11 protein-coding genes and 1 pseudogene are annotated in these 15,294 nt (G+C 45.4%); 3 read left to right on the top strand and 9 right to left on the bottom strand.

Features of this window, described 5'->3' with window-relative positions; all coding sequences use genetic code 11:
- Positions 1-3: 3 nt before the first annotated feature.
- The 3 genes and pseudogenes from metH to OEU88_RS14515 all read right to left on the bottom strand — a co-directional run bounded on the left by metH (position 4) and on the right by OEU88_RS14515 (position 5,573).
- Positions 4-3,710, bottom strand: a pseudogene (metH, locus tag OEU88_RS14530) (methionine synthase).
- On the bottom strand, positions 3,710-4,636 hold the full coding sequence (gene metF, locus OEU88_RS14520; RefSeq protein WP_262695931.1) for a methylenetetrahydrofolate reductase: 927 nt from the start codon (positions 4,634-4,636) through the stop codon (positions 3,710-3,712). Before metF ends, metH begins: the two are co-directional and overlap by 1 nt.
- Positions 4,637-4,640: 4 nt before the next feature.
- Complete coding sequence (locus OEU88_RS14515; RefSeq protein WP_262695930.1) at positions 4,641-5,573, bottom strand: ArsR/SmtB family transcription factor; 933 nt, start codon at positions 5,571-5,573, stop codon at positions 4,641-4,643.
- A gap of 210 nt (positions 5,574-5,783) precedes the next feature.
- On the opposite strand from OEU88_RS14515, the gene OEU88_RS14510 reads away from it, so the two are divergent.
- The 3 genes from OEU88_RS14510 (at position 5,784) to OEU88_RS14500 (ending at position 9,575) form a co-directional block, all read left to right on the top strand.
- Entirely contained in the window at positions 5,784-6,563 is a 780-nt protein-coding gene (locus tag OEU88_RS14510) for an MlaA family lipoprotein (protein WP_262695929.1), read from the top strand.
- A 209-nt stretch (positions 6,564-6,772) separates the two neighbouring features.
- Complete coding sequence (locus OEU88_RS14505; protein WP_262695928.1) at positions 6,773-8,350, top strand: MBOAT family O-acyltransferase; 1,578 nt, start codon at positions 6,773-6,775, stop codon at positions 8,348-8,350.
- A 4-nt stretch (positions 8,351-8,354) separates the two neighbouring features.
- On the top strand, positions 8,355-9,575 hold the full coding sequence (locus OEU88_RS14500) for a hypothetical protein (RefSeq protein ID WP_262695927.1): 1,221 nt from the start codon (positions 8,355-8,357) through the stop codon (positions 9,573-9,575).
- 73 nt (positions 9,576-9,648) lie between these two features.
- On the opposite strand, the gene ettA is transcribed toward OEU88_RS14500, so the two are convergent.
- From ettA to OEU88_RS14470, 6 genes are all read right to left on the bottom strand, one after another.
- A complete protein-coding gene (gene ettA / locus OEU88_RS14495) occupies positions 9,649-11,319 on the bottom strand; it encodes an energy-dependent translational throttle protein EttA (RefSeq protein ID WP_262695926.1) in 1,671 nt (556 codons plus the stop codon).
- A gap of 94 nt (positions 11,320-11,413) precedes the next feature.
- The gene (locus OEU88_RS14490; RefSeq protein ID WP_262695925.1) at positions 11,414-11,827 is read right to left on the bottom strand and encodes a GFA family protein; all 414 of its coding nucleotides are present in this window, start codon (positions 11,825-11,827) and stop codon (positions 11,414-11,416) included.
- The gene (locus OEU88_RS14485) at positions 11,827-12,483 is read right to left on the bottom strand and encodes a glutathione S-transferase family protein (RefSeq protein ID WP_262695924.1); all 657 of its coding nucleotides are present in this window, start codon (positions 12,481-12,483) and stop codon (positions 11,827-11,829) included. The genes OEU88_RS14490 and OEU88_RS14485 overlap by 1 nt, the downstream gene beginning before the upstream one ends.
- Before the next feature lie 119 nt (positions 12,484-12,602).
- Positions 12,603-13,250, bottom strand: a complete 648-nt coding sequence (locus OEU88_RS14480) for a LysE/ArgO family amino acid transporter (RefSeq protein WP_262695923.1) — start codon at positions 13,248-13,250, stop codon at positions 12,603-12,605.
- A gap of 11 nt (positions 13,251-13,261) precedes the next feature.
- A complete protein-coding gene (locus tag OEU88_RS14475; protein ID WP_262695922.1) occupies positions 13,262-14,152 on the bottom strand; it encodes a hypothetical protein in 891 nt (296 codons plus the stop codon).
- Between the two features lie 137 nt (positions 14,153-14,289).
- Positions 14,290-15,291 (bottom strand): alpha/beta fold hydrolase, encoded by a 1,002-nt coding sequence (locus OEU88_RS14470; RefSeq protein ID WP_262695921.1) that lies wholly within the window; start codon positions 15,289-15,291, stop codon positions 14,290-14,292.
- Between the last annotated feature and the right edge of the window lie 3 nt (positions 15,292-15,294).

Raw genomic sequence — 15,294 nt, 5'->3', positions numbered from 1 at the left:
CTATTAAAACCCAAGATTAGGCCTTAGCCAGCGTTCAGCCGTTTCAATCGGTACACCTCGCCTTTCGGCATAATCTTCAAGTTGATCCTGATTGATTTTACCAACGCCAAAATAGTGAGAGTCTGGATGCGCAAAATAATATCCAGAAACTGCCGCCGTTGGCAGCATGGCGTAACTATTGGTAAGTGTGACCCCCACCGCTTCGGCTCCATTCAGGATACGAAACAGCTCTGTCTTCTCCGAATGATCGGGACATGCCGGATAACCAGGGGCCGGACGAATGCCCTGATACCGTTCCTTAATAATATCTTCGCTAGACAATGCTTCATTTGGTGCATAACCCCACAACTCTTTACGTACGCGTTCATGCATACGCTCAGCAAAGGCTTCTGCTAGTCGGTCTGCCAACGCCTTCAGCAATATCTCATTGTAATCATCGTGTGCAGCTTTGTAGCGCTGCACATGCTGATCAATACCGTGTCCGGCAGTTACGATAAAACCACCCATCCAGTCATCCGGGCCATGGGCTTCAGCTATAAGGTCAGCGAGGCAATCATTGGCACGCCCAGCCCGTTTCGTCACTTGTTGACGAAGAAAATGAACCTTCGATAAAGGCGTTTTACCATCCTGATCAAACAATAGAACATTATCACCGCACCGTTCCGCTCTCCAGAACCCAACTACACCTTTAGCGGTTAGCCATTTTTCATCAACGATGCGTCTTAGCATGGCCTGTGCATCCGCAAACAAATCACGAGCACTTTCCCCAACTACTGCATCGTTAAGGATTGCCGGATAGTTACCAGCCAGCTCCCACGTACGGAAAAACGGTGTCCAATCAATGCAGTCCACAAGATCATCAAGCGGGTAATCATCAAACACCTTGGTGCCGATAAAACTTGGCTCGGTCGGTGTATAATCAGCAAAGGAAACAGGCGCCGCATTTGCGCGAGCAACCTCAAGGCTTACCAGTCTGTCTACTTTGGGCTTCGCCAGTCTTTTTTCACGTATATCATCATAATCTGCGCGCACTTCATCAACATAAGCGGCCTTTTGATCATCCGAAATCAGCTTACTGGCCACGCCAACTGCGCGCGATGCGTCCAGCACGTGAACAACAGGTCCAGAATACTGCGGTGCAATCTTAACGGCGGTATGAACACGACTTGTTGTCGCGCCACCGATCAAAAGCGGCATGGTAAAACCAGACCGTTCCATTTCAGCGGCAACCGTTACCATTTCATCAAGTGAAGGTGTAATAAGTCCGGACAATCCAATCATATCGGCATCATGTTCTTTGGCAGCCTTGAGAATGTCTTGCCAAGGCACCATCACGCCCAGATCAATTACTTCAAAGTTATTGCATTGCAGCACAACACCAACAATGTTCTTGCCGATATCATGAACATCACCTTTCACGGTCGCCATAACAATCTTGCCCTTGGCTTTGGCGCCTTCTTCTTTTTCGTCTTCGATAAATGGCTGCAGATAGTTAACAGCCTGCTTCATCACACGGGCAGATTTCACCACTTGCGGCAGGAACATTTCACCAGCGCCGAACAAATCACCAACGACATTCATGCCGTCCATCAATGGCCCTTCGATCACTTGAATAGGACGATCAAACTGTTGCCGGGCCTCTTCAGCGTCTTCTTCAACAAAATCTGAAATGCCTTTAACCAGCGCATGTTCAAGGCGTTTCTCGATTGATCCTTCGCGCCACGATAGATCTTCGACGCGCTTTGCACCGCCTTGCCCTTTAAATTCTTCAGCAACATCAAGCAAACGCTCGGTTGCGTCAGGGCGACGATTAAGAATTACATCTTCAACGGCTTCCTTCAGGTTGGGAGGGATATCAGAATAAACCGTGAGCTGCCCAGCATTGACAATACCCATGTCCATACCCGCACGGACGGCATGATACAAAAATACACTATGCATGGCTTCGCGTACTGGGTTATTGCCGCGAAATGAGAAAGAAACGTTTGATACACCGCCAGATACCTTTGCATAAGGTAAATGCGTTTTAATCAAGCGCGTCGCTTCAATGAAATCCACGCCGTAGTTGTTATGTTCTTCGATACCAGTTGCGACAGCAAAAATATTCGGATCAAAGATAATATCTTCGGCTGGAAAACCAATTTCATTTACGAGGATGTTATATGAGCGCTTACAAATCTCAAACTTGCGCTCGACAGTGTCGGCCTGACCATCTTCGTCAAACGCCATAACCACAACAGCAGCGCCGTATCTCATGACCCGTTTGGCCTGTTGCACAAAGGGCTCGCGCCCCTCTTTCAAACTGATCGAGTTTACGATCGCTTTACCTTGCACACACTTCAAGCCAGCTTCAATAACTGACCATTTAGAACTGTCAACCATCACCGGCACACGTGCGATATCTGGCTCTGCCGCGATACGGTTCAAATATTTAACCATCGCATCTTCTGCATCCAGCATCGCATCGTCCATATTGATGTCGATGATCTGCGCGCCGCCTTCCACCTGGTGACGAGCAACCGATACTGCTTCTTCATAGTCATCTTCAAAGATTAGCTTTTTGAATCTGGCTGATCCTGCAACATTGGTGCGTTCACCAACGTTAATAAACTGCGCGATTGGCTTGCTCATAATGTTTGCTCAATTGGCTCAATAGCGGCGATTTGCACAGGGTCAATACCAGATAGTCGCATGATGGATTCCGATGTAGGCACTAACCGTGGCGGCATGTTCGAGACAGCGCCCGCAATCGCAGCTATATGATCAGGTGTTGTGCCACAACAACCACCCACAATATTCAGCAGGCTTTCCTCTGCCCATTCTTTTAACAGGCCAGATGTTACTTCGGGAGTTTCATCGTATTCACCCATCTCATTCGGCAATCCTGCATTTGGATAGACACAAATCCGCGTATCAGCAATACCTGCAATTGTTACCGCATGAGGGCGCAGAAGTTCAGCGCCAAATGCACAATTTAGGCCGACAGCAAACGGTTTTACATGCCGCACACTATGCCAAAACGCTTCAATGGTTTGGCCAGAAAGATTGCGCCCTGACATATCGGTAATGGTGCAGGACATAATAACCGGTAAGGTAATTTCCTGTTCTTCAAATACATCCTGAGCAGCAAAAATAGCCGCTTTTGCATTTAAGGTATCAAACACTGTTTCGATAAGAATGATATCAACGCCGCCTTCTATCAGCCCTTCGATTTGCTCTTTGTAAGCAGCAGAGACCTGATCAAAACTGACAGACCGAAAACCAGGATTATCCACATCCGGCGAAACTGAAAGTGATTGATTCATGGGGCCGATTGCTCCAGCAACAAAACGTGGTTTTTCAGGTGTTTTCGCAGTCCATTCGTCTGCTATTCGACGCGCAATTTTCGCACCTTCAACGTTAATTTCACGTGCCAGTTCCTGCATGCCGTAATCAGCCATCGAAATTCGCGTTGCGTTAAACGTGTCCGTTTCAATGATGTCTGCCCCTGCTTCAAGAAAATCGTTATGGATTTTCGTGATGATGTCCGGCTTTGTTAACACCAAAAGGTCATTGTTACCTTTAACATCGGACGGCCAATCCACAAACCGCGCGCCACGATAATCGGCTTCAGCAAGCCCTTCGCGTTGAATCATAGTGCCCATAGCACCGTCCATTATAAGGATGCGCTTTTTAGCTAGCTCGGATAATTGCTCGGTGACAGACGTCATCAACCTTGCTCCCCACTTTGAGCTCGCTCAGGGCGATGCCCCAGCATGTGACATACAGCAAAAGTAAGATCAGCACGGTTTAATGTGTAGAAATGGAAGTCTTTAACACCGCCCGCATAGAGCTTACGACACATCTCACCAGCAATCGTTGCTGCTACAAGGCTGCGCGTTTCAGGGCGATCATCAAGACCTTCAAACAGATGCCCAAGCCAATCAGGTACACTGGCACCTGTAGAAGCGGCAAAGGCTTTAAGGGTTTTAAAGTTAGAAACAGGCAAAATACCTGGCACAATTGGCACATCAATGCCGTATGATTGGCAGTGATCAAGGAAGCGGAAGTACTTGTCAGTTTCAAAGAAAAACTGTGTGATAGCCCGATTAGCACCGGCATCAATTTTACGCTTCAGATTATCAAGGTCTGCCGCCAAATTCGGGCTGTCAGGATGAATTTCTGGATATGCAGCGATTGAAATATCAAAATCGCCGATCCGCCTTATACCAGCCACCAACTCAGCAGCATTTTCATACCCGCCTGGGTACGGTGTGTAAGTGTCGGCACCGTCCGGCGCATCACCACGCAGAGCAACAATACTGCGCACACCCGCTGCTTTGTAGTCTCTGATCACATCGTCGACCTCATCACGTGTTGCTCCAACACATGTAAGGTGCGCTGCAGGCGACAGGCTTGTCTCATCGATCAGCCTTTTAACTGTGTTGTGCGTGCGTTCACGCGTTGAGCCACCTGCCCCGTATGTTACCGATACAAAAGACGGATTGAGGCTCTCAAGCTTTTTTATTGATGTCCATAGAGTGTCTTCCATTTTCGGCGTTTTAGGTGGGAAAAACTCAAACGAGATATTGGCGTCAGCAATCGGGGACGCAAAAAGCGATCCTGACCTCGCTGTCGTATCATTAAATGGAGACATAACTCTATACCTTACTCTTAACAAACTTCCAGATCGAAACGCGCAAATCACCACCGTCAAGATGTGTCACAGATACCGCTGCAAGGCCTGCAGCATCGCCCCACGCATTTACTTCATTATCAGCAAAACCAAGCCTGCGGTGTGCGTGTTCATCACGCAAAAACTCTTGCGCATGAGGGGCGAAATCAGCAACCAACAACACACCATCAACCGCCAATGCGTGTGCCGCTTCTGCGATAGCGGCTGATGGTTTATCTGCAAAATGCAGTACCTGATGAAAAACTATTAAATCCTGAGTGCCAGCAGGAACACCCATGTCGTACATATCACCGAGGCGAACCTGACAATGACTGAGATTTTGTGCAGCCAGTTGCGATCTAGCAATTGCAAGCATTTCGCGGGACACATCAATACCTAATGCTTGATCCGCAAGCGGTGCAAACAACTCAAGCATGCGCCCTGTACCAGTACCAACATCAATCATTGCCTTGATGCGCCTGTTGCCCAGTAAATCTAATAACGCTGATTCAACTTGTTCTTCAGCAACATAAAGAGACCTAATCTTGTCCCAGTCCGCTGCATTCGCCCGAAAATAATCTTGTGCACGCGCACTGCGCTCTACACGAATAGCATCAAGTGCAAAAAAATCTTGCAACAGATCACTGTCTTCACTGTCAATCAATGGGACAACAGCAGCATTCAACGCCCCGCCAACACCTGTTGGCGCTAAACGGTAAAACACCTGCGTGCCTTCCTGAAAACGGTCTAAAAGGCCAGAATCGCACATAAGTTTTAAGTGGCGCGACACACGTGGCTGACTTTGGTTCAATATTTGAACCAATTCCCCTACTGTCAACTCCCCTTTAGAAAGCAAGGCAATGATGCGCAGTCGGGTTGTTTCACCTGCGGCTCGTAATGATGTTAAGAGTGATTCCATGGTGTCCTCTATCGCTATCTCTCAACTATATAAAGAAATCTTTATATAAGTAAAGATCATTTTAAGAGTGACTCGTTATTGATTTGAACTATGTTTCAGTAAATTGTGAACCAATGCCCTCTATTGTTATGCGAAGTTTCTTGATACACGCAGGGCATAACACCGTTCGTATATGGCCAACATACGCGCGCTTTAATAACAGAGATATGTATGAAACTTTATTCCATTACGAAATTCAGCGCACTTGTGCCTCTCTTATTCTTGATCACAGCTTGCGCCACCAATCACCAGAGTGCTGAAAACAATCTGGATACAAGCGTTAATGACCCTTACGAGGAAATGAACCGCAAGATATTTGCTTTCAACCAATCTTTTGATCGGGCAATTTTACGCCCCATCTCGTCAGGTTATAAAGCGGTCCTTCCCAAGCCGGCGCAAGACGGTGTGAGTAACGCCATGCGCAACTTGCGTGAGCCCTGGGTTTTTGTGAATGATATTTTGCAATTTAAATTCAAGCGCGCCGCAACAACCTTGACACGGTTTGTTATGAATACAACCGTAGGACTGGCTGGGCTTTTCAAAGCGTCTGACGGCATTGGCATTCCTTATCATTCCGAAGACTTAGGGCAGACACTAGCTGTTTGGGGTATCGGTGATGGTGCTTACTGGGTTGTACCATTTTTAGGGCCATCCAATGGTCGGGATTTTGCAGGCCTTGGTGCCAGCTTCTTTCTTGATCCCGTTACTTATACGCTGGGTCAGGAAAACGAAACCACGCTGAACTACATTCGCACTGGCGTTGATGTTCTTGATGCACGTGTCCGTGTACACGAGGCATTAGACGGCTTATATGCAGAAGATGACCCTTATGTGGTTTTCAGATCGCTTTATCTTCAAAACCGCCGTTTTGAGATTCATGATGGCAACCCTCCCGCGAACCAAGAAGAAGAAGACTTCTTCGACTCGCTTGAAGATGACGATTTGAATTGATAGTCATATAAATAAAAAGGGACCTAACGGTCCCTTTTTATTGCCTGCCCGTATTGTTCATAAAGCATATTCGACCCAATTTAAGTCGGAACATTAACGCTGGACGGCAATATCTCGCTGGACTAGCTTATGATCATGACGTCCTAGAGTACACTTATTCACATTGCCAAGTCAGCACTCGGTATTGCGGCGGGGAAATAAAATATCATATGCTATTCAATTCTTATGAGTTCATTTTCTTCTTCTTACCAACCACTCTTCTTATTTTCTTTTACATAGGTCAAAAATTTAGTGGAAGAATCGCGTTAGCTAGCCTTGTTACGGCTTCGCTATTTTTTTATGCATGGTGGAACGCCATTTATGTGGCCCTACTGATAGCTTCAATCTTGGCTAACTACGGTATTGGCACTTTAATGGGTGAGCACGGGCCGCGAAAAAAAACATTCCTAACAACAGGGATAATATTCAATCTGTCCCTATTGGGTTATTTTAAATACGCTAACTTCTTCATTGAAAATGCGTCGTTCGTTTTTGGCGGCGAAGCATCAGTAACACCAATAATATTACCTTTGGCGATTTCATTCTTCACATTTCAACAAATAGCTTATCTGGTCGATGTTTATAAGGGAAAAACGCCGGGTTATAGCATTATCGAATATACATTGTTTGTAGCTTTTTTCCCCCAATTAATTGCCGGACCAATAGTCCATCACAAGCAAGTTATGCCCCAGTTTCTCAAGCAGTCTTTCGCCAAAGTTAATACTGCCAATTTTGCAATGGGAAGCTCAGTTTTTGCGATTGGGTTGTTTAAAAAGGTCGTTTTGGCAGATGGAATTGCAATTTATGCAAACACTGCCTTCTCCAACGCTGCAAATGGCGTATCTCTGGATTTTCTAGCTGCATGGGGCGGAGCCTTGTCCTACACTTTTCAGCTTTACTTCGACTTTTCAGGGTATTCGGATATGGCCATAGGTATCGCTTTATTATTTGGTATCCAATTACCTGTTAATTTCTATTCTCCGTACAAGGCAAGATCAATAGTCGACTTTTGGCGGCGGTGGCATATTACATTGTCCTCATTCCTACGAGATTATGTTTACATTCCACTAGGCGGCAACCGATCAGGTCAACACCGAAGATACATAAATCTATTCGCAACCATGGTATTAGGTGGCCTTTGGCACGGAGCTGCGTGGACTTTCGTATTTTGGGGGGCGTTACACGGCACATATTTAATGATAAACCATTGCTGGCGATGGGCTGTAAGCTATACAGCAATTGTAAAATTAACGCCTCAATTTATCGGAAATTTTCTATCTTGGGCTCTTACTTTTATTGCAGTTGTATTAGGTTGGGTATTTTTCAGGGCTGAAACCTTTGAAACAGCTATAACTGTTATCGAAGGCATGACTGGCAACAATGGATTAGCCATTCCACAGGCATTAGCTAGAAACTTAGCATATCTTATACCCGCATTTCAGGAAGTGTTTAACGTCGACATATATTTAGGCGGCGGTTCAAACTTTCTCTATATGTGGATGTGGATCATAATATTAGCGATCATAGCATTTTTCGCATCTAATACAGTTCAACTAATGGCGAAGTATAGTGATGCGTTTGCGAATATAATTACCTCGTTGGATGGAAAAAAGCCTGGCACCAAAGAATACTTTACTACAATGCGTTGGAAACCAAATACCATATGGGCATTATCGATAGGAATTGCTTTTGCCGTAGCAATTTTAAACCTTAACAGTGCTTCCGAATTCCTCTATTTTCAGTTTTGAATTTATGATTAATTTCACCAACTATATCAAAAAAATGCTGAGCATCACAATTGCTTTGGTAGTTTTAACCAGCGGTTTCAATATTATAATTGACCCTCATCGTTTATTCGACACGCCACTTATCAAAGGCATTAATGCCTATAGACCTGAAGCTATTAACGCAGCAGCACGCTCAAAAAAGTACAATGTTTTACGCCGAAAACCTCACACTGTTATTATTGGAAATTCCAGACCTGAAATGGGCTTGTCGCCAGAAAATATATGCTGGCCTAATAGCAAAAAACCCGTTTTCAATTCAGCCTTCAGTGGGGCAACGCTCTCTAGCCAGATCATAGCATTACAAAATGCCTACAAAAATAAAAATGTACGTTACGTTTTAATGGCCCTGGATTACACAGACTTTGTTCATCTAGACACATCAAGTAATGCTAAATACATTTTTCAAGACATAGAAAAAAGATACAGCGATAGCGCTATAACAACCTCCCCTGATTTTTCAACTGAGTATATGGCAGACTTTCTAGAATCTGCCATATCCTTCGACACATTTTTGGCAAGTGTGCAGACAGTTATCCGTCAAGGGCAAGAGGACACATCCTCCATAGCCATAAACGGTTTTCACAATGCAAGCCTATTGTATCGTCAATTAATTGCGGATGAAGGTCACCAAGCGATATTAACTCAAAAAACCATAGCAATAGACCAAAGTTTCAGAAACCTAATTAAACGAACCGAGCGTGCTGAAGATATTTCTGACGTGTCATACAAATTGATATCGTCGCTAATTAAACACAACAAAAACCAAGATATAAGAACTGTCTTTTTTATTAATCCATACCACGTTCAATATCTTAGTTTGATGAAAAAAGCCGGTATGTGGCAAGCCTTCAACAAATGGAAGAAGCGTTTAGCTGCACTGGCTAAAATAGAGAAAGTCGATCTTTGGGATTTTAGTGATATAGGCATATATTCAATACAGCCCATCGGCAAAACAAACAAGATGGCGCATGCTGTTGATTGGTTTTGGGAGCCGTCCCATTATAGTAAAGAGCTGGGTGACATAGTGTTAGAAACAATCCATCATGGTAGCTGTCCTAAGAACAATAGAATACAGCAAGATAGCTGGGGTAAGCTTATCAGTGCTTTATCGCCAAGTAAGCTTAATGAGTACCTTATCAAACAAACCAATGCTCTAATTGCATATGAAAATGACAGAAAAAGGTGATGCAACGCATTTAAAATGCATCACCTTTTATAGCATTCATCAAGTCACATAAATTGAACACTTACACAGAAAACTAGCGCGCGAACTTGCGGTATTTAATCCGGTGTGGCTGCGTTGCGTCAGCACCCAAGCGTCTTTTCTTGTCTTCTTCGTAAGCCTCAAAGTTACCTTCGAACCACTCAACATGGCTATTGCCTTCGAACGCGAGGATATGTGTCGCGATACGGTCAAGGAAGAATCGATCGTGACTGATGACCACAGCGCATCCAGCAAAATTCTCAAGCGCCTCTTCCAGTGCTGCTAGAGTTTCGGTATCCAAATCATTTGTTGGCTCATCGAGCAGAAGAACATTGCCGCCTTCTTTGAGCATTTTTGCCAAATGCACACGGTTGCGTTCACCACCAGACAGTAATCCAACCTTCTTCTGTTGATCACCACCCTTAAAGTTAAAGGCGCCCACATAAGCGCGTGTGCTTAACTCGCGTTTACCAAAAGTGAAAATGTCATGACCGCCGGAAATCTCTTCCCATACATTTTTGTTGTCATCAAGTGCATCGCGGCTTTGGTCAACATAACCAAGATTAACAGTGTCACCGATTGTAATAGAACCACTATCAGGTTCTTCCTGTCCGGTAATCAATTTAAACAGTGTTGTTTTACCAGCACCGTTTGCACCAATAATGCCTACAATACCGCCAGGAGGCAGACTAAAGGTAAGGTCTTCAAACAACAGCTTGTCACCAAATGCTTTAGTTAGACCATCAGCTTCAATAACTTTCCCGCCCAAGCGTGCTGGCGGTTGAATTTTAATTTGTGCTGGGCCACTAACGCGGTCTTCCTGCGTTTTAAGCATTTCATCATAAGCTTTAATCCGCGCTTTAGATTTTGCCTGACGCGCTTTCGGGCTTTGCCTAATCCACTCGAGCTCATCATTCATGGCTTTTTTGCGCGCAACATCAGCGCGCTCATCTTGCGCCATACGCTTGGTTTTCATTTCAAGCCACGCACTATAATTACCCTCGAACGGAATACCTTGGCCGCGATCAAGCTCAAGCACCCAGCCAACTACATTATCCAAGAAATAGCGATCGTGCGTTACCAGAATTACACAGCCTTTATAGTTTTGCAGATGGTTTTCCAGCCATGCAACAGTCTCGGCATCCAAATGGTTTGTCGGCTCATCAAGCAAAAGAATGTCCGGTTTTTCCAATAGAAGCTTGCACAGTGCAACCCGGCGTTTTTCACCGCCAGACAAGTTATCAATCTTCCAGTCATTTGGCGGACAACACAGTGCATCCATCGCCACTTCAGCTTCAGACTGCAGGTCCCATGCGTCTGCCGCATCAACCTTTTCCTGTAACTCACCCATCTGGGCAAGCAGGTCCATGTTTTCTGGGTCTTCGCCGTACGCCATGGCCACAGCATTGAACTCGTCAACCAATGCTTGGGTTTCGGCCATGCCATCCATAACATTGCCGAGCACATCCTTGGAGGAGTCAAGGTCTGGTTCCTGTGACAGGTAACCAACCTTAATACCTTCCGCGGCCCATGCCTCGCCGCCGAACTCTTGTTCCTGACCCGCGATAATACGCATCAGTGTTGATTTACCGGCACCGTTTTGACCAATAATAGCAATTTTGGCATCAGGCAGGAAATTAAGGCTAATACCCTTCAATACCTCTTTGCCACCAGGATATTTCTTGGTGAGCTTTTGCATTTGATAAACATACTGATATGCGGCCATGGAGCGTGATTCCTTAAATAGGTAATATTCATGCTTCTGTTAGCGCAGAATGCGCGCAGGAACAAGCGCGTTTGCCCGAAAACTAAAAGGAGAACTAATCGTCTTTAGCGAGCTTCATGCGCTTGGGTAAGTTGTCATCAAGATTCAACCAAGGCTGCTGGGTTTTCACATAGACATGACCTTGTGGTTCAAACATACCTGCATCATCAAGGAGCACCAAATGCAAGTGAATTTCACCTGGCCATGCTTCCCCTTCAAAAGACACTGCACTACCACAATTGCTACAAAACCGCCGCGTAACTCCGGGGCTCGAGCGGAATGTTTTTAATGTATCGCCGTTTATACGTACAGTTTCGGCCAGAAAACCAGCGTATGTTGCAAACGCTGCGCCCACCGCCTTCTGACAGCTTGGGCAATGACAATGACCCGCCCACCGTGGTTCACCGCTCGCTTCAATGGAAACGTTACCGCACAGGCAGTGACCCTTATGTAGATTAGGCGCCGCCATCAAGGCTTTCCACCAAAGAATTTGTCAAAAGACGCGTCAGCCCGAGCCTTACTGTCTTTGTACAAGTCTGTTCCTGTAACATGGTTCCAGTATGCTGACAGATTTGGATACCCGCCAAAACCATTAACACCAAACTCAGGCATCAATCGCTCAAACCAATAAAAGTGTGTCATCAAAGCAGCATCAGCATGGCTCCAGCTGTCCCCAACAGCATATTCACTGCCATTTATCAGTTTTTCAAGATATCCGAGTGCAGCTGGAATATCTATATCTCTGGCCTTGGCAAGCTCGTCATCTGTTGCGCTGCCACCAAATGCCACACGCCCCATTGGACCAATCGCATTGGTGTAATATATATCAAGCACACGACTGATCTGGCTTGCAGTTGCAGCGGCAAACGGATCTGTCGGTATTACTTTACGGCCATCCAACACGGCATCAAGGTATTCAACGATAACCTGACTTTCTGTTAATGATTGCCCATCATCAAGCAACAAGAACGGAATTTTACCTAAAGGATGATAAGTAAAATGCTCATCAGATTTGAAACCGCCCGGTACATCAGATAGAACAACGGCATCCGCGATGCCTTTCATCTCCAGCACAATCAAAATACGTTCCACATACGGTGAAACGCTATGTCCACAAAGTTGCACGATGATCCCCTTTTGTAACCTGTGTTTAAGGTAGTTTCAGATTATGTCTATTTCAACATTGCTCCGTAGTCTTTCAATGAAATAATGCTGCTCAATATAAGGTCAACAGCTATACGGCATCAATGTGAAGATAGCTGAAACATAACCAAATTAGCTGCAACCAGCAGCATGATGGCAGCTATGATGCTATCAAGTATGCGCCACGTTAGGGGCTTACTGAATAAAGGTGCTGCTTTTTGCGCACCGAATGCAAGGCCGTAAAACCAAACACATGATGCAATAACCGCACCCAGCAAAAACATTAAACGCAAAGCATCTGTTTCATAACGAACACTAACACCGCCGATCAGCACCATCGTATCCATATATACCCAAGGGTTTAATAATGAGAATGCCGCAGCATGCATCATAGCGACACGCACTCCGCCTCCCGCTGCATCACCCGCAGATTGCTCAATACTATCACCATCAAGACCTTCAGCACGGATAGCCGAACGAATACTTTTAGCGGCAAACCAAAGCAAGAAAACAACGCCACCCCAACCAAGCCACAAGGAAAATGTTGGACTCTCCGCGATCAAACGCCCTACCCCAATGACGCCCAGCGTTATGAGTATGGCATCAGCGACAAAACAAACTGATGCAACAGGCAGAGCATGGCGTCCGCGAATACCTTGGCGCAGCACATAGGCGTTCTGCGGTCCAATCGCGACTATCAAGCCGATTGAAATTATAAAACCTTCAACAAGAGTTATGATTGAGGACATAGAACTCGCTATCACTTATTCACTTTATGCCAGTATACATCATCGATTTTTTGTACACGGTCGCTTAAAGACGGATTTGGCAATTCATATAGCTTTCTATCACCTTTATCCACATATTGCAGTGCCTCTCTGATCAATAGGTTAGTATTGAACAACTCCATAAACTCACCGGATTTATATAAGTTTATCAGTCCCTGCTTCAGAATTTGAGCTCCCTCCACATCACCTTTTGAAACGTAGAAAAAAACATCAAATGGATAATGAAGCATTATGGTTTGTTCTGGAGCCAAACCGTCAGCATTCAGTTTATCTGCAAAACGTTTCACTTCAGCACTTATTTCAAGCACACTTCGAGGGTAAGCGTTAAATCTTCCTCTCGCAAGCATGTGCCACAAGTTACCATGTAATCCCTTCAAAACACGAAAACCGGCATTTTCAAGAATATCTGTATCAGGCCAACTAGAGCCAGACCCCATGGTTGTGCGGCTAATCAAATCGTCCAACGCCGAGATGTTATCAAACATAGGTTGGTTTTCACGGAGAATGGCAAATACGCGGTAGCCAAACAGGCCGCGTGTTAACGGAATGTCAATCTGATGGAAGTCCTTTTCTCGCTCGGGTGTATGCCCGGTAAACGTGACGTATGAAACCTCATCCGTACTGTGCATACTGCGCAACGTTCTGTTTTGAGGGTTGCCACCTTCACTCGGTAAATCTGTTAAAACATGAGAGCCATCCGCAGCCTCCAGGGCCGCCTTCAGAAGGTTCGCATAATAATCCGGGTCATTAGGGCTATGGATAAAAACAAACTCTTTTGCGCTCAGTCCACAAAACGAGGAAACAAACAGAAGAAATACAAACACGCTTGTCTTTAGAGCATACTTAATTCGTAATTTTTTCACTTACTCAGCACTCACCCAGTTACCACCCGGGACATATTCATGAGAGTTATTTGCAACAATACAACTATTTTTTTGCTAAATTTAACAGCTAATAAAACGTGTATAAATAACCATTTATATCATGATAAAACAACTCGTCAGAAATGCCTGCCAAGCCACTCAGTAAGTGCGGTATTTACATCATCTGCACGTTCATGCTGTGTCCAATGACTACACCCGGTATAATCAATACGCTCATATGGTTCGCATAACGCTTCCATCCCGTCAGCCAAACGAGGCGGGCACGGTAAATCAAGGTCTGCAGTAAACATCAAACACGGCTTTTCAATCTTGGGCAACATGCCATCAACCAGAAACCGTTTCTGCACTTCCCAGTTTGCACGCATATTTCGGTACCAATGCAATGGTCCGGTAAAACCGTTACGCGCGTAGGCCTTCATATAAACTTGCTTGTTCTCAGGGCTTAACAGCGCGCTTCCGCTCCACAAATCTTCGCCTGCTTCAAACATGGTAATTAGATCAAGGCTTTTGATCGCACTAGCAAATTCAGGTGTTATTGCACTACGTTCAAGGCGTTTACCGTGTGGCCCGCGATGGAAAAATTCAAATGTTTCCGCCAAATCGTGTTCCAGAATTGGCTCACATGCACCTTCTTCCTGAAAGCGCACAATATACATGTTCTTGCCGAGGTGTTTTTCAAACAGCGTAACCGGGTCTACTGGGTAATGCGGCATATGTGGTACATTCATACCAGCACATCCCTTAACGCGGTCTCCGATGTAAAAAGGCGTTTGCCACAAAACAATTGCCCCCCAATCATGGCCAACAAGCACGGCGTCTTTCATACCAAAATGATCTTGAACAGCGACAATATCGCTGGTGAGCTTTTCCATAGTATAGTTTTCGACACCCTCGGGCGCGTCCGACCACCCGTACCCTCTGCCATCAGCGGCAAAAACAGGGTAGCCAGCGCTCGCAAGCGCTTCCATCTGAGAACGCCAACTATAAGCAATATCAGGCCAGCCATGCAGAAATATTACCGCAGGCTTGTCTGTGTCATCCGGCACAGGACCACCACGATAGACCGCAAGCTTTACACCAGCATTGTCAACATAATCCGGGTTATTAAAGTCTATCATGTT

The sequence above is a fragment of the Kordiimonas aquimaris genome (assembly GCF_025574485.1).
Lineage (GTDB): Bacteria > Pseudomonadota > Alphaproteobacteria > Sphingomonadales > Kordiimonadaceae > Kordiimonas > Kordiimonas aquimaris.
This window is presented reverse-complemented; position numbering and strand designations above follow the sequence as displayed.